The organism is Streptomyces sp. NPDC047042 (assembly GCF_040644035.1).
Classification (GTDB): domain Bacteria; phylum Actinomycetota; class Actinomycetes; order Streptomycetales; family Streptomycetaceae; genus Streptomyces.
In genome coordinates this window covers 86,089-107,852 of sequence record NZ_JBEYVP010000010.1, presented here as the reverse complement: position 1 = coordinate 107,852, position 21,764 = coordinate 86,089, and the positions used below count along the sequence as shown (strand labels likewise).

General features: G+C 69.0%; 19 protein-coding genes and 3 pseudogenes. 13 read left to right on the top strand and 9 right to left on the bottom strand.

Annotated elements, in window-relative coordinates:
• Positions 1–18: 18 nt before the first annotated feature.
• Positions 19–735, bottom strand: a complete 717-nt coding sequence (locus ABZ855_RS13640) for a hypothetical protein (protein ID WP_360805810.1) — start codon at positions 733–735, stop codon at positions 19–21.
• A 176-nt stretch (positions 736–911) separates the two neighbouring features.
• A pseudogene (locus ABZ855_RS13635) lies at positions 912–1,176 on the bottom strand (FAD-binding protein); the annotation flags it as partial.
• 235 nt (positions 1,177–1,411) lie between these two features.
• Between ABZ855_RS13635 and ABZ855_RS13630 the strand changes: the two are divergent.
• The 5 genes from ABZ855_RS13630 (at position 1,412) to ABZ855_RS13610 (ending at position 6,257) form a co-directional block, all read left to right on the top strand.
• Positions 1,412–3,412, top strand: coding sequence for an ATP-binding protein (locus ABZ855_RS13630; RefSeq protein WP_360805807.1), 2,001 nt, complete (start codon positions 1,412–1,414; stop codon positions 3,410–3,412).
• Complete coding sequence (locus ABZ855_RS13625; protein ID WP_360805804.1) at positions 3,412–3,858, top strand: roadblock/LC7 domain-containing protein; 447 nt, start codon at positions 3,412–3,414, stop codon at positions 3,856–3,858. Before ABZ855_RS13630 ends, ABZ855_RS13625 begins: the two co-directional genes overlap by 1 nt.
• Positions 3,859–3,905: 47 nt before the next feature.
• On the top strand, positions 3,906–4,274 hold the full coding sequence (locus ABZ855_RS13620) for a DUF742 domain-containing protein (RefSeq protein WP_360805801.1): 369 nt from the start codon (positions 3,906–3,908) through the stop codon (positions 4,272–4,274).
• Between the two features lie 118 nt (positions 4,275–4,392).
• Positions 4,393–5,037 (top strand): ATP/GTP-binding protein, encoded by a 645-nt coding sequence (locus tag ABZ855_RS13615; RefSeq protein ID WP_360806280.1) that lies wholly within the window; start codon positions 4,393–4,395, stop codon positions 5,035–5,037.
• Positions 5,034–6,257, top strand: a complete 1,224-nt coding sequence (locus tag ABZ855_RS13610) for a cytochrome P450 (protein ID WP_360805798.1) — start codon at positions 5,034–5,036, stop codon at positions 6,255–6,257. Before ABZ855_RS13615 ends, ABZ855_RS13610 begins: the two co-directional genes overlap by 4 nt.
• 30 nt (positions 6,258–6,287) lie before the next feature.
• On the opposite strand, the gene ABZ855_RS13605 is transcribed toward ABZ855_RS13610, so the two are convergent.
• A complete protein-coding gene (locus tag ABZ855_RS13605) occupies positions 6,288–7,319 on the bottom strand; it encodes a CU044_5270 family protein (protein ID WP_360805795.1) in 1,032 nt (343 codons plus the stop codon).
• Positions 7,316–7,945: an RNA polymerase sigma factor gene (locus ABZ855_RS13600; protein ID WP_360805792.1), complete on the bottom strand. Its 630-nt coding sequence runs from the start codon at positions 7,943–7,945 to the stop codon at positions 7,316–7,318. The genes ABZ855_RS13605 and ABZ855_RS13600 overlap by 4 nt, the downstream gene beginning before the upstream one ends.
• A gap of 181 nt (positions 7,946–8,126) precedes the next feature.
• Between ABZ855_RS13600 and ABZ855_RS13595 the strand changes: the two genes are divergently transcribed.
• Both ABZ855_RS13595 and serC read left to right on the top strand, forming a co-directional pair.
• Entirely contained in the window at positions 8,127–11,711 is a 3,585-nt protein-coding gene (locus ABZ855_RS13595) for an NACHT domain-containing protein (RefSeq protein WP_360805789.1), read from the top strand.
• Between the two features lie 93 nt (positions 11,712–11,804).
• The gene (gene serC / locus ABZ855_RS13590) at positions 11,805–12,923 is read left to right on the top strand and encodes a phosphoserine transaminase (protein ID WP_360805786.1); all 1,119 of its coding nucleotides are present in this window, start codon (positions 11,805–11,807) and stop codon (positions 12,921–12,923) included.
• A gap of 92 nt (positions 12,924–13,015) precedes the next feature.
• Here serC and ABZ855_RS13585 read toward each other — a convergent pair whose 3' ends face one another.
• Together ABZ855_RS13585 and ABZ855_RS13580 are read right to left on the bottom strand one after the other, a co-directional pair.
• On the bottom strand, positions 13,016–13,924 hold the full coding sequence (locus tag ABZ855_RS13585) for an aminoglycoside phosphotransferase family protein (protein WP_360805783.1): 909 nt from the start codon (positions 13,922–13,924) through the stop codon (positions 13,016–13,018).
• 474 nt (positions 13,925–14,398) lie between these two features.
• A complete protein-coding gene (locus tag ABZ855_RS13580; RefSeq protein WP_360805780.1) occupies positions 14,399–14,806 on the bottom strand; it encodes an ATP-binding protein in 408 nt (135 codons plus the stop codon).
• A 127-nt stretch (positions 14,807–14,933) separates the two neighbouring features.
• Between ABZ855_RS13580 and ABZ855_RS13575 the strand changes: the two genes are divergently transcribed.
• The 4 genes and pseudogenes from ABZ855_RS13575 to ABZ855_RS13560 all read left to right on the top strand — a co-directional run.
• Positions 14,934–15,893 (top strand): helix-turn-helix transcriptional regulator, encoded by a 960-nt coding sequence (locus ABZ855_RS13575; protein ID WP_360805777.1) that lies wholly within the window; start codon positions 14,934–14,936, stop codon positions 15,891–15,893.
• 6 nt (positions 15,894–15,899) lie between these two features.
• Complete coding sequence (locus ABZ855_RS13570) at positions 15,900–16,127, top strand: DUF397 domain-containing protein (protein WP_360805774.1); 228 nt, start codon at positions 15,900–15,902, stop codon at positions 16,125–16,127.
• A 229-nt stretch (positions 16,128–16,356) separates the two neighbouring features.
• Positions 16,357–16,689: a hypothetical protein gene (locus ABZ855_RS13565; RefSeq protein WP_360805771.1), complete on the top strand. Its 333-nt coding sequence runs from the start codon at positions 16,357–16,359 to the stop codon at positions 16,687–16,689.
• Positions 16,690–17,041: 352 nt separating this feature from the next.
• Positions 17,042–17,226, top strand: a pseudogene (locus ABZ855_RS13560) (phosphoserine transaminase); the annotation flags it as partial.
• A gap of 102 nt (positions 17,227–17,328) precedes the next feature.
• Here the strand turns inward: ABZ855_RS13560 and ABZ855_RS13555 are convergent.
• Entirely contained in the window at positions 17,329–17,910 is a 582-nt protein-coding gene (locus ABZ855_RS13555; protein WP_360806301.1) for a hypothetical protein, read from the bottom strand.
• A gap of 208 nt (positions 17,911–18,118) precedes the next feature.
• Between ABZ855_RS13555 and ABZ855_RS13550 the strand changes: the two are divergent.
• Positions 18,119–18,364: pseudogene (locus ABZ855_RS13550) on the top strand (transposase family protein); the annotation flags it as partial.
• A 139-nt stretch (positions 18,365–18,503) separates the two neighbouring features.
• Here ABZ855_RS13550 and ABZ855_RS13545 read toward each other — a convergent pair.
• Both ABZ855_RS13545 and ABZ855_RS13540 read right to left on the bottom strand, forming a co-directional pair.
• Entirely contained in the window at positions 18,504–19,304 is an 801-nt protein-coding gene (locus ABZ855_RS13545; RefSeq protein WP_360806277.1) for an alpha/beta hydrolase, read from the bottom strand.
• 159 nt (positions 19,305–19,463) lie between these two features.
• On the bottom strand, positions 19,464–20,135 hold the full coding sequence (locus ABZ855_RS13540) for a FadR/GntR family transcriptional regulator (protein WP_319209324.1): 672 nt from the start codon (positions 20,133–20,135) through the stop codon (positions 19,464–19,466).
• 233 nt (positions 20,136–20,368) lie between these two features.
• Here ABZ855_RS13540 and ABZ855_RS13535 point away from each other — a divergent pair, with 233 nt between their 5' ends.
• Positions 20,369–21,544 carry an MFS transporter gene (locus ABZ855_RS13535; RefSeq protein ID WP_360805768.1) on the top strand — a complete coding sequence of 392 codons (1,176 nt, stop codon included), beginning with the start codon at positions 20,369–20,371 and terminating at the stop codon, positions 21,542–21,544.
• Positions 21,545–21,764: the final 220 nt, after the last annotated feature.

Below are 21,764 nucleotides of genomic sequence, written 5' to 3'. Positions count from 1 at the left end.
AGGTCGGCTCAGCTCAGCTCAGTTGAAGGGGACGGCGTCCGCCGAGGAGGTGTGCCAGTTGGTGACGACCGGCTGCTCGACGGTGATGGTGCCGACCGGCAGGGAAACCGGGTCCGGGTCGTCGTTGCCGACGGCGACGATGATGCTGTCCAGTTCCTTGCCACCGTCGGAGTTGGTGCTCTTGGGGTTCACCCCGGCGTAGGCGGCGGTGCTCCCGCTCAGCTTGATCTGATCACCGACCGACTGCTCGGCCGGGCCTGCCTCGGTGCCGTCGGATCCGAATGCCACGGTCGGCAGTGCGGCGGGCAGGTAGCAGCTGATCCCCGGCTTCGCCTTCGCGATGATCAGGATGTATCCGCCGCCCTGCGTCTCGGACTTGGTGCTCCAGGAGATGTCGTTGGCGCCGCAGCCCTGCTCGACCGGCTCCTTCTTGCCGTTGCCGGTGTCGGCACCGGATCCTGCCCCGTCCTCGGTCCCCTTGCCGGCCGCGTCGGAGCCCTTGCCGGTGCTCTGCCCGCTGCCCGCGGTCGACGATCCGGGCGGGGTGGCCCCGGTCGACGAGCCGGACGAGGTGGCCGCGGTGTCGGCCGTAGTAGCGGTCGGAGTGGCGGACGAAGAGCCCTTCGCGGCGCCGGTGTCCGAGTCCGCGGACGTGTCCTGGCACGCGGTCATCAGCATGGCACCGCCTACGAGGGCTGCGGAGACGAGTATGGCCTTGCGACGGTTGCCGGACATGAAATCCCCTTGGTGATCAGCGAGTTGAGGCCGAAGCGGGTTCGGCTTCTCGTGTCTTTCTTGATCATCATGAGGGGGCTGCGAGCCGAAGGGTTCCCGGCACATCGTTTCCGGACAACGCTGTCACCGAACGATGACATGATCACGACGGCTCACGGCTGCCCCAACCGCGTCCGGCCCGGCTGAACAACCGCCGTCTGTTCCTCGTGGTTGAGGGAAAGGAGGTGGTTCATGTGCCGGGTGAAGTCCAGAACGACCCCCGCGCCCGTCGCTTGGCCCGCGATCGACGTGCGGGCGCGCCGGTCGACCGCGCCGAGCGGGACGCGTGCGCCGGCCGCTCGACGCGTCCATGGTGGTCAGCGCCCGGGACATCGCGTCGAAACCGACCTCACCCCGGACGGCCCCCCGTGGCTCCGCCTCCAGCGGTCCAGGATCCGTCATGCCCCCAGCATGCCTCCCGCCACTGACAGTGACCGTCCGTGCGGCACCTGAAACGTGGACGGTTTGTGAGGACCGAACCGAAACACCGCAAATTTGATCACCAACTCCCCTATAGTGACGGCTAGTTGAGCACCATCAGTCACATCACGCTCACAAACCGATCGCAGCCGGCAGCACGAGGACACAGTCGAGGACCGACCAGGCACCGACCGAGAACCCGACCAAGGACCGCTTGATGACCGCGCCCCGCCAACCCGGCGAACGCCCCGCCTACCGCGCCCTCCTGACCGCCCCGCTGCTCACCGCCGTGATCGCCGCGCTCGCGCTGGCCGGCGCGGTCGCCCGGGCGCCGGACGGAGCGCGCACCCCGCTCACGCTGGGCGGAGCCGTCGCCACGCTGCTGCTGTGCGCGGCCGTCACCGTCGCCGCCCACGGGATCAGGTCCTCCCGGCTGCTGCGCCGACAGCTCGCGACCGTCACCGACGACGCCGGCCGCCTGCTGCACGACCGGGCCCGCCTCACCGAGGAGCTCAACCAGGTACGGGCCGGGGTGACCGCCGACCTGGAACGGGAACACGCGCGCGTGTCCGCCGATCTCGCTCGCGAACGCGCCCGCCTCACCGAGGCCTCCGCACAGGAGTTCACCCGCCTCCAGCGGGAGAAGGCCTACGAGATCAACCTCCTTACGGAGGACAACGACCGCCTCGCCGAAGAGCTGCGCCGGGCCCACCAGGAGCGGGCGGCGGCCCTCGCGGCCACCGCGAACGCGGCCGGCCGTATGCAGGCGCTGGCCACCAGCACCCTCGCCGACCTGCGCGCCATGGAGGACCGGCACACGGACGAGGACGTCCTCGCCGACCTCCTCCACCTCGACCACCGCACCGCCCAGGCGGGCCGCCTCGCCGACTCGATCGCCGTCCTCGCCGGCGCCCGCTCGGGCCGCCGCTGGGCCCGGCCGATCGTCATGGAGTCGATCCTGCGCGGCGCCATGGGCCGCATCAGCGGCTACCAACGCGTGCGCGTGCACTCCGCCAGCGGGGCCGCCGTCGCCGGACACGCCGCCGAGGGCGTCATGCACGCGCTGGCCGAACTCCTCGACAACGCCGCGACCTTCTCCCCGCCGACCGCCGAGGTCCGCGTGTACGTCGAGGAGGTCCCGGCCGGCGTCATCGTGTCCGTGGAGGACAGCGGCCTGGCCATGGGCGAGGTGCAACTGCGCCGCGCCGAACGGGCCGTCTCCGGCGAGGACACCGACTTCGGCGGTCTCACCGGCACCCGGCTCGGCCTCTCGGTCGTCGGCAGGCTGGCCCGCAAGTACGGCCTCAAGGTCTCCTTCCGCCCCTCCGCGCGCGGGGGCACCGGCGTCCTGGTGCTGATCCCGCAGGACATCCTGGCCGGGGAGGCGGTCCCGGCCGAGCCGCTGCCGACACCGTCGGCAGCGGCCGCATCGCCGGTGCGGTTGGCGCCGCCGGTCGCCGAGGCATCCACGGCTCCGGTACCCACCCCCGGGGAGCCCTGGGAGGCCCGCTCCGCGGCCCAGGACCAGGACCTGGACCGGGATCCGCGGGTGTCGTACGCGGAAGAGGCCCCCGCGGACTGGCCGTACCCGGAGGACCCGTACCCGGAGAACCCGTACGCGGCGGGGCCGAACACGGAGGTGCCGAACACGGGCGGCTCCTCCGCACAGCAACCGCCCCAGCAGGAGCCGTACGCGCGCCGGCCCCGCCCGGAGCAGCAGTCCCCGCCCCAGCCCTACTCGCGCCCGGAACAGTCGTACGCGGCCGCTCGTGCCGCCGCAGGCGACCTGGACCCGGACCCCGTGCCCACCCACGAGTCCCCCGACCGCGCCGGGCAGGCGCCGGAGGCCTCGGAGAACCACGGCCCGGAAGCGCCCCCCGTCGGGCTGCCGCAGCGGCGCCGGGGACGCACGCTCGCCGAGGCCGAACGCGCCCGGGGAGCGGCCCGGACCGACGAGTCGAGGTTCTCGATCCCGCTCGCCCCGCCCGACCCCGAACCCGACGACACGCGCGCGCGTGTGGCCCGGTTCGGGAGTTTCCGGCAGGCCGTGCGCGGCATCCAGCCGGACCAGGCGGCCCTCCAGGGCAGCACGAACCCAAGTCCGAATTCGATCTCAAGTCCGAACCCGACCCCGGAACCCACACCCACGCCCCCGGCGGAAGCCGTGCCGTCCACACCCCCCACCTCCACCTCCCACCCGGAAGGCGACCCCACCTGATGACCGGCACCGGTACTGGCCTCGGCCCCGGCCCGACGACCGCCGACGACAAGCTGACCTGGCTCATCGAGGGCCTGCTGGAACGCACCCCGGGTGCCCGCCACGCGCTCGTGCTCTCCCGGGACGGCCTGAAGCTGTGCCGTACGCCGGAGCTGTCCGTCGACCAGGCGGACCAGCTCGCCGCCATCGCCGCCGGGATCCAGTCGCTGTCGCACGGCGCGTCCGTGGAGTTCGGGGACGGCAGCGGAGGGGTGCGGTCCGCGATGACCGAGTTCTACGGCGGGGTGCTGTTCATCGTCGAGGCGGGCCAGGGCGCCCACCTCGCCGTCGTCACCGCCGAGGACGCGGACGCCGGGCTCGTCGGCCACAACATGAGCGAACTCGTCGAGCAGCTCGGGGAGCATCTGCGCGCCCAGCCCCGCGCGGGCCACCCCGGTACGGCATGAGTCGACGCGGGGGACAGACGGGGGGACCGACGGGGGGACCGGAGAGGGTGCCGGTAGGAGGACAGGCGGGGAACCGTCCGGGAAGGGACGATTCTCCTGACCGGCTCTACACCCTCACCGGAGGGCGCAGCCGCTCCGCGCCCGACAATCCGTTCGACCTGGTGACGCTGGTCGTCGCCGAGAGCGATCCGGTGCCGGGGATGCAGTCCGAGCACGCCGCGATCCTGCGGCTCGCCGAGCGGCCGACCGCGGTGGTGGAGGTCGCCGCCGTGCTGCGGCTGCCGGTGGGCATCACGAGGGTGCTGCTCGCCGACCTCCTCGCCACCGGGCACGTCAGCGCCCGCCACCCGCGCCGGACCGCCGTTACCGACCCCGACATCCTGGAGCAGGTGCTCGTTGGACTCCGCAACCTCTGAAAATTCTGAGACCTCTGACCCGGCGGAAGCCGCCGGCCCCGACGCCGACGCCGACCCGGACCCGGGCCCGGACCCGCGGACGTCCAGGCCGCCCCTCCACGCCTCCGCCGACAACGGGCTGAAGATCGTGGTCGTCGGCGGCTTCGGGGTCGGCAAGACGACGCTCGTGCGTTCGGTGAGCGAGATACGTCCGCTCAGCACCGAGGAGACGATGACGCACGCCGGCGAGACCGTCGACGACATCAGCGCGGTCCGCGACAAGAACGCGACGACCGTCGCCTTCGACTTCGGCCGCATCACGCTCGACTCGCACAACGTGCTGTACCTGTTCGGCGCGCCGGGCCAGGAACGCTTCTGGTTCCTCTGGGACCGGCTGTTCTCCGGCGCGCTCGGCGCGGTCGTCCTCGTCGACACCCGCCGCCTCGACGACTCCTGGTACGCCATCGACCGCCTCGAACGGCACGGCACCCCGTTCGTCGTGGCCCGCAACGACTTCGGCGGCCCCGACTTCGCCCCCCAGGCCGTCCGCGACGCGCTCGACCTCGACCCCGACGTACCGCTCGTGCACTGCGACGCGCGCCTGCGGAGTTCCAGCAAGCGGGTGCTGATCGCACTGGTGGAACACGCCAAGCACCGCCACCAGCGCTCGCGTTCGGGTTCGGGTTCGGGTGTGGGTTCGGGTTCACATTCGGGTGCGTATCCGTATTCGTACGATGGTCGGGTGCCCGTACTCGACGAGCCCCACGAGGAGTTGCCCCGGTGACCGCCGCCCATGTCCCCCTCAACGGCCCCCGGTCGCGCACCGATCCCGAGCGGCTGTACCGGGAGATGCGGGACGAACACGGGCCGGTGGCACCGGTGTTGCTCGACGGGGACGTACCCGCGTGGCTGGTCCTCGGCTACCGCGAACTGCATCAGGTGACCGGCGACGCCGAACTGTTCAGCAGGGACTCGGGGTTGTGGAACCAGTGGGAGAAGATCCCCGCCGACTGGCCGCACCTGCCGATGATCGGCCGCGGCCAGCCCTCGATCCTCTACACCGTCGGCGAACGCCACCGGCAGCGCGCCGCGATGGTCGGCGGCGCGCTGGAGGAGGCCGATCCGGTCGAACTGCGGTCGTACACCGAGCAGTTCGCGGACGAGCTGATCGACTCGGTCTGCGCCCGGGGCGAGGCGGACCTCGTCCAGGAGTACGCGATGCGGCTGCCCGTACGGGTCATGGCGCGGCTCTTCGGTTTCGCCGACGAGGACGGGCCGGGGCTGGTCACCGCCGCCCTCGCGATGACCGACGGACAGGAGACCGGCATGGCCGGTCAGCGGCACCTGATCGCGTCGATGGGCCGCCTGCTGGCCGCACGCAAGGAACGCCCCTCGGACGACGTCGTGTCGCGCATGCTCGCGAACCCGTACGGCTTCACGGACGAGGAGATCACCCACGACCTGATGATCATGCTCGCGGCGGGGAACGACCCGACCGCCCACTGGATGGGCAACTCGCTGCGCCTGATGCTCACCGACGAACGGTTCGCGGCCTCCCTCTTCGGCGGCCGCAGCAGTGTCGCCGAAGCCATGAACGAGGTGCTGTGGGAGGACGCGCCCGTGCAGACCATGCCGGGCCGCTGGGCGTCCCGCGACACCCGCCTCGGCGGCCGGCACATCCGTACGGGCGATCTGCTCCTCCTCGGCCTCCAGGGCGCCAACTCCGACCCCCAGGTCCGCACCGACGGCTCCGCCCTCACCGGCGGCAACAACGCCCACTTCTCCTTCGGCCACGGGGAACACCGGTGCCCGTTCCCGGCGCAGGAGGTCGCGGAGGTCATCGCGAGGACGGGCATCGAGGTGGTCCTGGACCGCCTGCCCGACATCGACCTGGCGGTCCCCGCCGAGACCCTGGCCCGCCGCAAATCCCCGTGGCTGCGGGGGCTGGTGGAACTCCCGGTGCGGTTCACGCCGACGCCGGCGCTGGGCGTCGCAGCGACCTGAGGCCTCGGCTCAGAGACGTATCGAGACGTATCAGGGGCGTTCCCCGGGCTTGTCCACGACGCCCCAGGCGGCCCGGGCGACGACGTACCCGGGGTCCTGGTCCCCGTCCTGCCCGGTGTCCATCGCCTCGCCGAGATAGGCGTAGGTCTCGGCGTCGAAGAAGATCTCCTGCTTGCCCCTGTTGCCGGACGCGGTGCGCTCGGGATAGGTCACCGTCACACCGATGGCGGGACGTCCGAGGGGATCCTCGACGCCCTTCTCGACCCGTGCGCCGGGAATCTTGGCGAGCGCCCGGAACAGGCCCGCCTGGACCTTCGGCGGGATGAGGACCGAGCGATAGAGGACGTCGATCTCCCGCCAGTCGCGTTGCGCCTGGGTCTCACCCGGGATGTCGCCGATGGCGTGCTCCTGGCGGATGCGCTTCATCATGCGGTCCGGATCGCTGGGGAGCGTCGCGAGGAAGCGGTAGAACTGGCGCTGCGACCGGTCGTCGTAGCCCTCCTTCTTCCACTTCTCCTCCTGGTTGGGGCCGTACCAGACCTGGAGTTTGTTCGGGTCGAAGTCCTTGAAGTGCCCCGAGGGCGGCATGCCCGGCAGACGGGCGCCGCCGGTGCCGTCCCAACGGGTCCACTGCTCCTGCGACTGAGGTCCGTTGCTGCCGAAGCCGGTGCTCTTCTCGTAGACCCACTGCTTCGGACCGGGTTCTTTCGCGCCGAGCTTCTCCACGGTGGCCGCCGCCAGTTCGAGGGTGTCGGCGGAGGCCCGCGCGGAGAGCAGCCGCGCGGCGGGGGACGCCGTACGAGAGCTGTCGTCGACCAGGGACACGACAGCGCCACCGGTGACCGCGAGACCCGCGACCGCCGCGGCGGCCACGAGGACGAGACGACGCCGAGAAAGGGGCGTACGGACAACCCCGTCGCCGGCTCCGACGGCGGTTTCCTCGCGGAACGCCGCCGTGAGCAACTTCCTTTGCGGGGCCAGGTGTTCAGGGGTGGGCAGGGGCACATCGGAACGCATCTCACGCAGTGCGGGCACTTCGGGAAAATCGGAGAGGTCGTTCATGTGAGGTCGCCTTCGGGTGCGTGCGGTTCGAACGTTTCGCTGAAGGGGCTGTGCGCGCCGGCCGACGCGCGCAGCTTGCGACGGGCCCGGTTGAGCCGGGAGCGGACGGTGCCCACCGGGATGTCCAGCGCCTCGGCGATCTCGAGGTAGCTGAACTCGGCCCAGGCGAACAGCAGTAGTGCGTGCCGGTCGCCCTCGGAGAGCCTGGCCAACGACTTGGCCAGTGGCCGGGAGGCGGCCTGCGCGGTGACCCGGTCGTCGGCCGAGTCGGTCCAGGTCTCGGCCACGGGATCGTGTCCGGTACGGGCGAGGAGCTTCAGCGCTCTCACCTCCTCACGGCGATGCCGGCTGATCAGTTTCGCCGCGATGCCGTACAGCCAGGGGCGGACACCGGCGCGCTCGCTGTCGTAGCGGGCGCGTATGCGGAAGGCGGTCAGGAAGGTCTCGGCGGTGACGTCGTCGGCCGCGTCATGACCGAGCCGCCGGGCGACGTACTGATGGATGGCGGGCGCGTACTGGTCGAAGAGCGCCGCGAAGCGCTCCGGTTCGTCGAGCGACGCCGCGATCAGCACGGCGTCCGCCTCCGCACCGGCCCCTTGTGAGGGCCGGCAGAGGGAATCAGTCATGGACGGTCCGTGTCGTCGGAGGGGTACGGGGATTGGACAGGGTTCACCCAGTACTTGCCAAGGGACGGGGATCAGGTTCACGACACTTTCGAGCGGGGGCGCGCCCTGTCCGCCGAGTGGCGGGGACAGGTGGGGGCTGGTGCACTGGGGAAAGGGATGATCCCTCCGGGAGTGGTGGTCCATGGGATACGAACTCCACCAGCGCAGGGTCAGGGTCGTCACCGGCCCGCCGGAGGGAGGCCCCTTCCGGGAACTGTGGGCACACGGCCGACGCCCGTTCGTCGCCGCCTTCTGGCATCTCCGCGGTCGGTGGCTGATTCGGCGGGGTGTCACTCGCCCCAGACGGTGGTGGAATCCGCCGTGGACGACGGTGTTCGTCGCGGTGGTGGCTTTGTTGACGGCGGCACTTCTCCTGGGGTGCTTCGTCGCGGTGTTGGACCTCTTCCGGGTCTCATGGCTGGTGAAGGACGTCAAACGCCTGCGGGTCTGCGCCGACGGCCATGCCGCCTCGTGCAACGCGCTCAGCAGCGTGGTGCTGCCCGTACTCGTACTCGCCGCCTCGACGTTGCTGTTCCTGTCCTGGCGGCTGTGGCAGGTCCGCCGGTTCTGTACGTACCAGGCCAGGCGCGAGCCCGGCCGGCTCGTGCAGACCGCGGGAAGCCTGATGGGCGAGGTCGTCGGACGCGACCAGCTCTGCAACGCCATCATGACGAACCTGGGCGACAAGAAGGTCCGACGGCCCCACGTCATCGTCGGAGGCGTCGGTGTCGGCAAGACGGCGTTGCTGGTTCGGCTCGCGCAGAAACTCGCGGCCACCGGGGCCGTTCCCATCCCGATCCGGCTGCGTGACGCCCAGGGCGAGGAGAAACTGGACTTCGACGAGATGGCGCTCGCGCGTTTCCGCGACATCGTCGGGTCGAAGGTGCGGTCGGAGGGCGAGATCGACCGGATCTGGAAGTGGCTCAGGCAGCGCGCCGACCGGATCGTGGTCCTCGCGGACGGACTCGAAGAGGCGTTCGGCCAGGACCACATGAGCGGCCGGCGCGACAACCTGATCCGGGACGCGATACGCAGGGCAGGACAGGACGGGCTGCCGCTGGTCATCGCCTCCCGGCCGCACGACCCGCTGCGCGCGATGCAGGCGGCCGTCTCGGAACTGGAGCCGCTGAGCAACGAGGCGGCGTTGCGCTACATCGCCCGCAGTGGCAGCTGGCGCTCCGATCCGACGCTGCTCGACCGGATCGTGGAAGCCACCAACATGGCGGAGTCCCCCATCTACCTCAAGATCGCCAAGGATCTGCACAGCAAGGACCTGCTGGAACCGCTGTGGACCGGCGGCGGGGATGTGGACCTCCAGCTCCATGACAGCTGGCAGTTGCGGGCGGAACTCATGGAGACGTGGATCCACGCGCTGGTCGACGGGGACGTCCACCCCGAACTGCCCATCGACCACGACACAAGGCTGGCGGTCGTGGAGTACGTCTCCGCGTTGGCGTGCATCGGCCTGGCCTCGGACAGCGCCGACGTCAAGCTGGCGGACCTCACCTCGGACCAGGAGTGGAACCGGCGGGTCGCCCAGAAACTGGACCAGCGGATGGCGGATCTGCGCTGGACGCCGTCCCGGCCGGGCCGCGAACACCCCTGCCAGGAAACGGGGGACCGCACCGGCTGGTGGATGGGCCCCAGGGTGGACGTCCGGATCGCCGCGACCTGGGGCACCCGGATGGGGCTGGTCCACGAGGACGGTGACAAGGTCCGTTTTCAGCACAGCATCGTGCAGGCCTACCTCGGATCCCGCTTCCTCGACAAGATGTTCGAGAACTCGGCGATCGACGGTACGCCGGCCACCCACCTCACCCGGGCTCTGCGGCGGGGCGGACGGGAACTGCTCATCGCTCTCACGCTGTACTCCCGTTCGCAGAAGGGGAGATGCACCTGCCGGGAGGCCCCGGAGGGCGAACGGCAATGCCCCGTCTACCTGATGTGCGAGCTGCTCAAGCGGCAGGCGAAGAACCTGCTGACCGACGCGGAACGCGCCCGGAGAACCGCCGAACAGCTCACAGAGACCAGTAGCAGTAGCAGTACCAGTAGCAGTAACGGGGAGCCCGATGAGCGGGGCAGTCCGCGGCTGAGGTCGCTCGAGATCTACGGCGCCGCCGTCGAGATCGACAGCGTCGGATCCGCTCCGAAGCAGCACGACCTCATCTCGGAGATCCTGGACGACTGGAAACGTCTGGGCCAGGACGAGGACCCGACAAGGCTGCGTGAGGCGAAGCTCGCCCTGGTGAGACAGTGCGGAACGGCCGTACGCCGCGTGGCCGCCGCCCAGAGCCGCAACCCGGAGTACGAGCACCCGGCGTACCCGCCGTACGGCGTCCTGTACCGGATCGGGCGCAGGGAGACGGACCGCGGGGTGCGCGAGGCGCTGGTCAAGGAGATCGGGGCGGGTGGCGAACCCGCGTACCAGGCGCTCTGCGCCAGACTTTCCGCACCCTGTGCGTCGCTGTCGCTCGTGACCCGACGTCGGTGCAACGGCCAGGAGATGAAGCCCTGCCCCGAAGACGCGGCCAGGAACGACGGCCGGTCGCAGCGGGACCTGGCGGAGGAGAGGGAACGCAAGGAACGCAGGAGCGCCGAGGAGGAGGCCCTGGAGGAGAAGGGGAACTGGGCCTGCAACACCATGCGGGCCTGGCTGCTCCCGCTGCTGGTCGACTCCTCGATGATGTCCCGTCACCTCGCCAGTCCCCGCGACGACCTGGCCAACTGGGTCCGGGTGGCGACCGGGGAGAAACCCGACGCCGAGATCCTCCAGGACGGCCCCGGCGCCCCCATCGGCCTGGGCGTGGCGCTGGCCCAGGGATTCAAGTACGCCGCCAACCGACGGCCCGGCCCCCGGTTCAACCGGAGCGCCCGCGAGTTCCTCGTCAAGCAGGCCCAGGAGCTGCTGACCCAGAGCACGTTCTGGTACACGCGCCTGACGCTTCTGCACGCCCTGACGCTGTGGAGCCTGCCCGACGACGTCAACGCCGACCAGCCGATCCGAGGCCACGGGTCGGACCCCGCGGGCCAGGTGAAGGAGTGGCTGGCGCTGGGCGAGGGCAACCGGGCCGAGCACCCCCTGGTCGCGGGCGCCGCGAAGCTGGCCGTACGCGCGCTGCAGACCCGGCGGCCCGAGCGGTTCCTGTGGATCGACGAGGCGGCGCTGGCCTCCTGCATCGGCACCGAGGTCGGGCTGCCCGGGGAGCAGCGGGCCCACAACCTGTGGATACCGCCGTCCACCGGGTGGAGCACCCTGGACCCCACGGCACAGCAGTTGCTGGCGGACGTACTCCTGCTGCTGGTGCTCGGCGAACGCTCGTACCGGCCCAAGGACCTGTTCCGCATCCTGGAACTCCGTGCCCGCGAGCCGTCCCAGCTGCCCTCCTGCGTACGGAAGGACCGCACCCGGCTGAACCCTGTCCGAGGGGCGGAACGGGCGTCTCAGCCCGGGTCCAGCTGCACGGACGAGTGCCGGATGAAGATGTGCCCGTACCCGGCCAAGGTGGAGAACCTTCGGATGGAGTTCAGCGAGGTTTTCTGTCTGCACCAGCGCGACCTGTTGAAGAAGTGGCAGCCCTGGGCGTGGGCGTCCCTGCGCTTCCGCCGGGAGGCCGCCTGGCAGCGCAGGGTGCCCACGGCCGGCATGCGCCGCTTCTGGGACCAGATGAGCGACCGGGCCCGGGACATCGACCCGGACGACGACACGGACAGCACCCACTCACGCTGACCGCAGTCCAATCGCCCACGGTCTCATGGACCTCCGTCTCATCCGACGGACGACATTTCGCCCAGGTTTCGCGGAGCCGATAGGCTCGCGCCCGTGGCTGACATCCAGATCCCCGCTGACATCAAGCCCGCCGACGGACGCTTCGGCGCGGGCCCCTCCAAGGTGCGGACGGAGGCGCTGGACGCGCTGGCCGCCACCGGTAGTTCCCTCCTCGGTACCTCCCACCGCCAGGCCCCGGTGAAGAACCTGGTCGGCAAGGTGCGCGAGGGCATCAGTGAGCTGTTCTCGCTCCCCGAGGGCTACGAGGTCATCCTCGGCAACGGTGGCTCCACCGCGTTCTGGGACGTCGCGACGCACGGCCTGATCGAGAACAAGTCGCAGCACCTCACCTTCGGCGAGTTCTCGTCGAAGTTCGCGAAGGCGTCGAAGCTCGCCCCCTGGCTGGGCGACCCCACCGTCATCTCCTCCGACCCCGGCACGCACCCCGAGCCGCAGGCCGAGGCGGGCGTCGACGTGTACGCCTTCACGCACAACGAGACGTCGACGGGTGTCGCGGCCCCGCTGAAGCGTGTCGCGGGCGCGGACTCCGGGTCCCTGGTCCTGGTCGACGCCACCTCCGGCGCCGGCGGCCTCCCGGTCGACATCGCCGAGACGGACGTCTACTACTTCGCCCCGCAGAAGTCCTTCGCCTCCGACGGCGGCCTGTGGATCGGCGTGTTCTCCCCGGCCGCGATCGAGCGTGCCGAGCGGATCCACGCGTCGGGCCGCCACATCCCGGAGTTCTTCAGTCTCCCCACGGCGATCGACAACTCCCGCAAGAACCAGACGTACAACACCCCGGCGCTGGCCACCCTGTTCCTCCTCAACGAGCAGCTGGAGTGGATCAACGGCCAGGGCGGCCTGGCCTGGTCCACGGCCCGTACGAAGGACTCCTCGACCCGCCTCTACACCTGGGCGGAGGAGTCCAAGCACGCGAACCCGTTCGTCACCGACGCCGCCAAGCGCTCCCAGGTCATCGGCACGATCGACTTCGCGGACGAGATCGACGCCGCCGCCATCGCCAAGGTCCTGCGCGCCAACGGCATCGTCGACACGGAGCCCTACCGCAAGCTGGGCCGCAACCAGCTCCGCGTGGCGATGTTCCCGGCGATCGACCCGACGGACGTCGAGGCGCTCACGAAGTGCATCGACTACGTCATCGAGAAGCTCTGACCATCGAGTTTCCCGACCTGCTCCACGAATGACGGGGGCGCCCGGTGCTGGTCACCGGGCGCCCCCCTTTCGCTTCCCGGACGGTGGGCCACTCACCGCGCAGCAGCATCGGTGAGGACTGCCCGAAGTCGGTCTCGGCACTCGGCGACGAAGGCGGGGAAGGTGTGCCAGTAATAGGAGATTCCACTGACACCCACCGCGATCGCCCAGGCTCGGGCACGGGTCCAGGTCACATCGTCGAGGTTCAGGGTGTCCCAGTAGGCCTGCCGTGCCTGTGGCGGCAGGTCCCAGACCGTGGAGTGCTCGGCGTCGGGAAAGCCGACCGAAAGTCCTCCGAAGTCGATGACTGCGTGGAGCTTGCCGTCCCGGACCAGGAGGTTGGTCGGTTTGAGGTCGCCATGGAGCCATACGTGAGGTCCTGAGGCCTCGGGCAGTGCGAGCGCGGCTCGCCACAACTGTTTCAGAGAGTCAACGTCGAGCTCAGAACCCAGCTTGGTTCGGCAATCGTCGAGACACCCGGCGATCCACTGATCGCAGGGCCCCAGGGCGCCTCCGCGGTACCAACTGAGTCCATTTGCGCGTGTCGCTCCCATGAGGTCGATGCCGTGGAGTTCCCGCACGACCGCCGCCAGGTCGACTCCGAAGGCGGCCCAGTCCTGGACGGTGCCCGGGCCGGCTTCGGCACCGTCGATCCAACGGTGGACCGACCAGACCAAGGGGAAGGCGTCGGTTGGTGTTCCCGCGTGGACGGGCTGGGGAATCGGACGTGAAAGGAGGGGCGCCAGGCGAGGAAGCCACTCCTGTTCCTTCCGCACGGACTGTCCCTTGTCGGCAGTTCGTGGAAGCCTCACGAGCAGATCATCGCCCAGCCGGTACATGGTGTTGTCCGTGCCCGCACCTGCGGGCGACAACGGTAGATCGGCCCATTCTGTGCGCTGTGCCTTCAGCAACGACCGGACCAACGTCTCGTCGACCGGGATCTCATCTTGGTGAAGCGTCACATCAGAAATCTCACCGCACGGGGGACCGGGAAGCCAGTGACTTTCCGACCGAGACAGGTTCGCTCTCGCGCTCGGTGGGCACTGCGCGTGATCGCCGTTCTTCCGCCGTGTGCACCATGACGTAAAACCGCACCAAGCCACCTACGTCCTCAAGCTGTTCATTGCGCACTGCCGCCCCCTCGCGGAACGAGGGCCGGGCCGTAGGCTCCCAGCAGGACTCGGAGGCGAGGAGTGGCAAGCCTCGTCCGCTCTCTGCTCGTTGGCGCTCCGAACACCTCCACCAGCGATACCAACGTGCCCTGGCAGGGCTGAGCAGGGGCCCCACGTACGGGTCCGGCTGCCGTGGGGCCTCGTCGAGGTCGGGCGCCTGCGCGTTGAACCCGCCCCGCTGCGGCGGACGCGTACGCGCGGCACGAGCAACGCCCAGGATCAGAAGGACCCACAGGACCACACCCCCCGAACCGACAAGCACCGTCACCGGTCGAGCCTCTTCTCGACCCAGACGGTTTTTCCGATGACTTCCGGGCTCACGCCCCAGGCGTCCGACAGGGCGTCGACCAGCACGAGGCCCCTGCCGCCGGCGCCCTCGCTCGTCTCGCACAGGCGCGGCTGCTTGTCGCTCTGGGTGTCCCGCACCTCGACGCGGATGACGTCTCCCGTCTTCTCGATGGCCATGCGGACATGCCGACCAGATGTGCCGGGTACGCGCCCGTGGGTCACGGCATTCGTCATCAACTCGCTGACCATGAGCACCACGTCGTCCACGAAGTCCTGAGCCTCGGGGAGACAGCAGGACGCGAGAAGGTCCCGACAGTCCGCGCGGGCTCGTCCCACGGAGCGCGTGGTGGTGGGGTAGTTGAGTTGTGCGATCACGTCGGGCATACGGGCATCCCCCTTGGAGGGCACGTCAGGACGGAGGTGAGCACTCGACGACGGAGCACTTGATTTGCAACCCTGCACCCCTGCCGCAAGCGGTTGCAACCCTGCAACCCACTTCCAACTCGTTCGAGTGGTTGCCGAGTTGCCCGCCAGACAGGCCTCCGGCACGCTGCTATCGCTGGTCGAACCAGGAAGGGGGCGCCACGTGGCGACGCGCCGGATACTGCAGCCGACTGCACGCCAAGTGCGACTCGGGTCCATCCTCCGAGGACTGCGCGAGGAGGGTGCTCACGGCAGCCAGGGCTCAGTGGCGGGCGAACTCGGCTGGTCCGAGTCCAAGTTGTCTCGTATCGAGTCCGGCCGGCTGGGCATCGGCGTCGAGGACCTGGACGTACTTCTCGGCCGATACGGCGTCAAGGATCAGGGCCTGCGCACATACGTGTCCGACCTGCGCAGGCGAGGCAATGTTCGTGGCTGGGAGACCGACATCCGCTCGGTCGTGAGCGCCATGTACGCCGACTACATCGGTTACGAGTCAGACGCGTCGGACGCGTACAACGCCCAGACCACTCTCATTCCAGGACTGTTGCAGACGCACGACTATGCGGCGGCAGTGATCAGCCAACTGGTTCCTGAAATGGACGAGGAAGAGAAGTACGAACGGCTCGCCATTCGGGACAGGCGACAACAAGTATTCGATCGACCGAATCCCTTGGTCTTCTGGGGTGTCATCTCGGAGTCCGTATTCCGGCACACAGTCGGCGGACCCGCCGTGATGGCCGCCCAGTTCGAACACCTGCTGACCCTGGCCAAAGAATACCCAGGAACGATCAACATTCACGTGCTGCCAGAGTCGTCAGCATCCCATGCAGCCCTGTTCGGCCCATTCGTCGTCCTCTCGTTCCCAGAACAATGGGAGCCCGACATTGTTTACCTTGAGGGGCTGACCGGCACCCGCTTCCTGGAGGAACCCGGAGAAGTTCGGGCCTACAGTAGAGTTTTCAACCGGCTCATGATGTCGGAATCCCTCAGAGGGGCCGATTCATTGAAGCTCATAGAAAGTCACCTTAAAAACTACCGCAAAGGATGAGCCTGCATGTCGCATCACATAATCTCGGACGCCTCTACCCTGGCCATCGCGTGGCAGAAGTCGTCCACCTCCGGGCACGATGGTGACTGCGTCGAATTCGCCGCCTACGAGGATGCCATCGCCATCCGCCACAGCAAGGCCCCCAACGGCCCCGCTCTCCTTTTCTCCCGCTCCGAGATGGAGGCCATGCTCACGGGCGCCAAAGCCGGAGAATTCGACCACTTCATTCAGTGAAAGCCAGGACATCTTGAAGTTGCTGATCAGGCCAGATCGGCGCCGCTCGTAGAGCTCGTAACACGATCACGCGGCCCAGTCCCCATAGTCCTGCCGTGGTGGAGCGTGGGAACGCGGCCCTGGATCGCGGGCGACGGCTTGTGTGGGGGAGAGTGGCTGGATGAGCGTGACGTGGGCGGCGACATCGCCGGAATCTGGGCTCTTCCATCCGGTGGAGAGACGTTCAGAGGTGAAGGACCTGTCGGACCGCTTCAACGATCTGCGTTCCTGCGGCCGGGGGTACGTCGAGGTTCGGTCGCCGAACAAGGAGTTCCCGGTGCTGGTACTGGCCTTCCGAGGTGATCACGCGGTCGTCCATCTGATGAGTGACACCGAGAGGATGTCGCTGCTTGTAGGAGACGGCACCCTGCCCTCGGATGCCGAGGTCGAAGTCCCGATCATGGACGACCTCGCCGTGTTCACGGGCGACTTTGTCCTGGACACCGATCGGGCGTGGGGCCTGGTGCACGACTTCACCCAGACGTGGGCGGCCGTCCCTCTGGGCGAGTGGCGTGAGTTGTAGCCAACAGCTCGTGACCTGATCATCTCCCTGTTGACGTGCAGGACGATGCCCTCCATAGGCAACCGCTCGGGGACCCACTGTGGGTGGACTCTCCAGGTCATCCGTACGTCTCATCGCGCTGTTCCAACGCCTCGTCAGCGGTTGCCGCGTAGCAAATGACCGGGAGTCGACGTCCTGGCGGTGGCGACCCGAAGTCCATCGTTCATTCCCCGAACCTTCCGACATCGATGGGGCCGACGTGCCACGTGGGCGGTAACTCCAGCAGCCGCGCACCGGCTCCCACAATTACTCCTCATCAGCAAGACCGTGCAGCCGCGCCCGCAGGTTCTTGCGCCATGGCCGGTCCAGTTGGCCCGCGAAGCGCTCGCAGGTCATCGGCACGATCGACTTCGCGGACGAGATCGACGATGCCGCCATCGCCAAGGTCCTGCGCGCCAACGGCATCGTCGACACGGAGCCCTACCGAAGCTGGGCCGCAACCAGTTCCGCGTGGCGATGTTCCCGGCGATCGACCCCGCGGACGTCGAGGCACTGAGCTCTGTCCAACTTCACGCAGAGCTGGTCAGATGTAGGGCGAGGGCGGCTTGGACGAGTGCGGTGATGCGGACCGGACGGCGGCGTGCACGAGCGCCGAGTTGGTCACGGGTGGACGCCCGCCTGCGCAGCCAGATACTCGACGCCGCGGTGGCCGGACTCCTTGGACACGTGGACGTGGACCGCGTGTCGGCCGGACGGCAGTGCAGGGTCGGAGTGGTCGCCGCGGAAGGCGACCTGTACCGCGTCGTGGTGGAAGCCGTGCAGGCCGTGCTCGGGTCTGTCCGGCCAGCGGCCCGGCCATACGAGGAAGACCGCGTTGCCGTTGTCGCCCAGTGCCGCGATGACCCGGTCCTCGGCCGTCCCCGGTGCGAACCGTGCCGACATCTCGAGCGGCAGGTGTGCCTCCAGTTCACGGTCGTCCATGACCGGCACGTCCGGTTCGCAGCCGTCGGCGCCGCAAGAGGGTCGGGCGCCAGGGTAAGGGCGGTGCACAAAGCGGGAGTTCGGCAGCGCCGTCGCCATTCGGCGGACCTCGTCGACGTTCTCCAGGAGCGTCAGCAGTTCCGCTTCCTCGCCGCGGTGTTCCATCAGCGCGCACAGCCGCATGGCCTGGCGGTACGCGTCGGTGGCATCAGCGGTGACGCGGACACAGCGTGTGTAGCCGGCCAGGCAGTCTTCGCACATGGCCGCATGGTGCCACCCGCTGGTCCGGACTGTCGCCTGGAATGATCGGCGGACTCCGATGCCGAGGGGCGCCCGTCGGCATGGTTCCCACGATGCCTTGACGAGCAGGGCGTACAAGCAGTGCAGGCCGATGGTGTCGAGGTGGAGAAAGTCCCTCGCGAGCAGGCCACCGACCTGGGTCTTGAGGAACTGAGTCAACTCCACCCCGGCAGATAGATAATACCGAGGTGCCGGAGGCACAGTCCGCGTTCCGTACTGGGGACGCTGGGAGACGCTCTCCGACGGTCAGAGGACCGTCAACCGGTCCCACGCCAAGATCCGGGCCCTGGTCGAGCAGGCCGTCGCCGCCCTCAAGTCCTGGCGACTCCTCCGCAAACTGCGGTGCTCGACCACCCGCATCACAAGCCTGGTCCAAGCCGTCCTGACCCTGCATCTGGCGAGCTCAGGCCGATGATGGAAAGAGCTCACTGACGAAGTGCGTCGACTTCGTCATCGAGAAGCTCTGACTCAGTAGTTGGGTAATTGTCAAGGTCTGTGGATCGGTGTCCATGGGCGGAGTCTGACTTGGGTGTCGTTGTGACCGCGTAGGAGTTTCAGGCGCGGCCCTCGAGGAAGCCCAACAGTGCGCTGTGCAGGATCTCAGGCTGTTCCAGATGCAGGTCGTGGCCGGTGCCGGGGATGCTCATGGCGATGGTGGCGGGCTGCTGCCTGAGCATTTCGTCGGCTTCCTGGGCCGGGATGAAGCTGGATTGGGCCAGGACGACCAGCGTGGGACATGCGACCTGCGTCCATTCGTTCCGGAAGGAACGCTGGGCGTTCTCCGCCAGCGAGCGGACCATCACGTCTCGGTCGAAGCGAGGCCACCAGCCGTCGTCGCGTTCTTCCAGTCCGGCTGCCCAGCCTGCGCCCACCGGTCCGCCGCCAAGGAATGCGGCTGCCGCATCGCGTGAGGGAAATGGTGTCGGCCACGAGTCGAGCCAACTGCCGATGTCCTCGGGGCCGTTCGGGTTCGGACCGCCGGCGCCGGCCTCGACCAGCACGAGCGCGCGGACGAGGCCGGGGTGCTCGGCGGCGGTGAGCATGGCGGTGTGTCCGCCCAGCGACTGGCCGACCAGGACGGGCCGCTGCAGCGCCAGTTGATCGGCAACGGCGACGACGTCGGCGACGTAGGCGGCGCGGGAGACGTCCCGGGGATGGCGCTCGCTGGAGCCGTGTCCGCGCTGATCGACCGCGACGACCCGGTATCCGGGGCTCAGCCTCCGTGCCAGCACGTCCCATTCACCCGCGTGACCGGCCAGGCCGTGCAGCAACACGAGGGGCCGTCCAAGCCCGCCCCAGTCCCGGCAGACAAGCCGCACGCCATCTCGCACCACCACGCATTCAGACCATGCCATGTCGCCCCCAGGGGAATCGATGGCCTTGATCATGCCGAAGGTCTTGAGTAGCACGCCGATCACTCTTGTACGAATGACGGGGGCGCCCGGTGCTGGTCACCGGGCGCCCCCGTCCTCGTAGTTGCCCGCGAGAACGGTGACCGTCACTCGTATGTGACGTCACTCGTACTTCTCTGCGGGTGCGCAGTCCATGTAGGAGCCCGACTCGTACGCCGCCCGGTCGCTGTCGCGTTCGCGGATCGCCTCGACGAGGCGGGCGTGGTCCTGGAACTGCTCGGGGCGCAGCGTGTCGCCGAAGTGGTCGAGGAGCGAGTCCCGGATCACCTCGCCGAGGTCCGCGTGCAACTCGGCCAGCACGGTGTTGTGGGACGCGGTGACGACGGCCAGGTGGAAGGCCACGTCGGCGTTCGCGAAGCCGACCCGGTCCCCGGCCGACCAGGCCTCCTGCCGTTGCTGCAGCAGGAGTTCGAGCCGCTCCAGATCCTCCGGGGTACGACGGTCGCAGGCCAGCCGAGCCGCACGGATCTCCAGGGCGCTGCGGACGTCGGTGACATCCTCCCGCCGCGCCTTTTCGAAGCGGGTCCGCATCATGCCGGCGAGTTCACTGGTCGCGCGTACGTAGGACCCGGAACCGTGGCGGATTTCCAGCAGGCCGGTGTGCGCCAGAGCCCGGACGGCCTCACGGACCGTGTTGCGGGCGACGCCGAGCTGCTCGACCAGCTCCGTCTCGGTCGGGATGCGGGAGCCGACGGCCCAGGCGCCGGAGGTGATCTGCCGCCGCAGCCGGGTGATCACCTGGTCGGAAAGCGCCTGTCGGCGAACGGGATCCATTGTCATCCCATCAGTCTATGACGGCTCTCACCCAATGAACCCCTCTGAGACTCATAGACTCATCCCATGACTCTACCGTCGAACCACTAGACATAGAGTCGTAGGATGAGTCTACGATAGGGCCTATGTCGAAGAGTGAGCTCAACCGGCACGCCTCGCACCCCAGTCGATCCAGTCGATCCAGTCGACCCGGCCGACCCACCCCCCACGCTCCCCTCAGCACCTCCCGCAAAGTGAGCGGCCTCGCGGTGGCGGCGCTCGTACTCGCGGCGCTGAACCTGCGGCCGGGCGTCACCAGCCTCGGGCCGGTCCTCGAAGAGGTCCGCGACAGCCTCTCCATGAGCGGCACACTGAGCGGGGTCCTGACCTCCATCCCCGCCGCGTGCTTCGCCCTGGTCGGCTCGGCGGCCCCGCTGCTGGCCCGGCGCTACGGCGCGGCCGGCGCCATCGCCGCCGCGGCAGCGGTACTCACGGCAGGCCTCGCGCTACGGCCGTTGGCAACCGACGCCGCCCTGTTCGTCGCGCTGACCGCCCTCTCGCTCGCGGGCATCGCCATCGCCAACGTGCTGCTTCCGGCAGTCGTCAAGGAACGCTTCCCCGACCGGGTGGGCGCGATGACCGGCCTGTACTCCATGGCGCTGAACGCCGGCGCCTCGTCCGCCGCCGCCGTGACCGTCCCGCTGACCGAGGCGTTCGGCGGCGACTGGCGGTACGGACTGGGGGCCTGGTCGGTCCTGGCCGCCATGGCCGTGCCCCCCTGGCTGGCCCTCGCCCGCCGCCGGCCCCCACCGGACACGGGCAGGGCGGACGCGAACGCCCCGCAGCAGGCCCCGGCCCCGGTCCGGCTCTCCCGAGACCCCACCGCGTGGGCGCTCACCGCCTACTTCGGGCTGCAGGCCAGCTCCGCGTACATCATCATCGGCTGGCTGCCCCAGATCTTCCGCGACGCCGGACTCTCCGCGCAGTCCGCGGGCCTGCTCTTCTCGGGCACCTCACTGCTCGGCGTACCCCTGTCCTTCGCCCTGTCCGCCGTCGCAGGGAAACTGAGCCACCAGAGCGGGATCGCCGCGGCCATCGGCGTGTGCGGCCTGGCCGGATACGCGGGGCTTTGGGCCGATCCGGCCACCGCGCCCTGGCTCTGGGCGTTCCTCCTGGGCGTGGCCAACTGTTCCTTCCCACTGGCCCTGACGATGATCGGCATGCGGGGCCGGGACGGCACCGCCGTCGTCCGTCTCTCCGGCTTCGTGCAGGGTTTCGGCTATCTGCTGTCGATCCCCGGGCCCGTCGCCGTGGGCGTCCTCTACGACCACTCGGGCGGCTGGCGGCTCCCGCTGTCCTTCATCCTGCTGCTGACCCTGGTCCAGATCGCGGCAGGCCTGCTGGCCGGCCGAAATCGCCAGATCGGCTGAAAAACAAAACCCCATTGACTGTACGGCGAAAATAGTTCTACGATTTAGCAAGTACGCAGCAGAAAGATTGCCCCGCACAATTCGGTTCGCGCACAACTGCTGCAGAAGCCGCCCCACACAGTGGCCGGCGAGAAATTCCGAAAACCGCACCAGCACTCGCACCACAAGAACCATCGTTTCTCCAGCCATGCCCAAATCATGCGGAAAAGGGAAACCAGTG

Bases quoted from the DNA above. Each gene is read 5' to 3' on its own strand.
- ABZ855_RS13595 (WP_360805789.1), top strand. From the start codon at position 8,127: ATGGGATACGAACTCCACCAGCGCAGGGTCAGGGTCGTCACCGGCCCG.
- ABZ855_RS13640 (WP_360805810.1), bottom strand. From the start codon at position 735: ATGTCCGGCAACCGTCGCAAGGCCATACTCGTCTCCGCAGCCCTCGTA.
- ABZ855_RS13555 (WP_360806301.1), bottom strand. From the start codon at position 17,910: ATGTGCGAAGACTGCCTGGCCGGCTACACACGCTGTGTCCGCGTCACC.
- ABZ855_RS13605 (WP_360805795.1), bottom strand. From the start codon at position 7,319: ATGAACGACCTCTCCGATTTTCCCGAAGTGCCCGCACTGCGTGAGATG.
- ABZ855_RS13600 (WP_360805792.1), bottom strand. From the start codon at position 7,945: ATGACTGATTCCCTCTGCCGGCCCTCACAAGGGGCCGGTGCGGAGGCG.
- ABZ855_RS13580 (WP_360805780.1), bottom strand. From the start codon at position 14,806: ATGCCCGACGTGATCGCACAACTCAACTACCCCACCACCACGCGCTCC.
- ABZ855_RS13540 (WP_319209324.1), bottom strand. From the start codon at position 20,135: ATGGATCCCGTTCGCCGACAGGCGCTTTCCGACCAGGTGATCACCCGG.
- ABZ855_RS13625 (WP_360805804.1), top strand. From the start codon at position 3,412: ATGACCGGCACCGGTACTGGCCTCGGCCCCGGCCCGACGACCGCCGAC.
- ABZ855_RS13545 (WP_360806277.1), bottom strand. From the start codon at position 19,304: ATGGCATGGTCTGAATGCGTGGTGGTGCGAGATGGCGTGCGGCTTGTC.
- ABZ855_RS13630 (WP_360805807.1), top strand. From the start codon at position 1,412: ATGACCGCGCCCCGCCAACCCGGCGAACGCCCCGCCTACCGCGCCCTC.
- ABZ855_RS13570 (WP_360805774.1), top strand. From the start codon at position 15,900: ATGTCGCATCACATAATCTCGGACGCCTCTACCCTGGCCATCGCGTGG.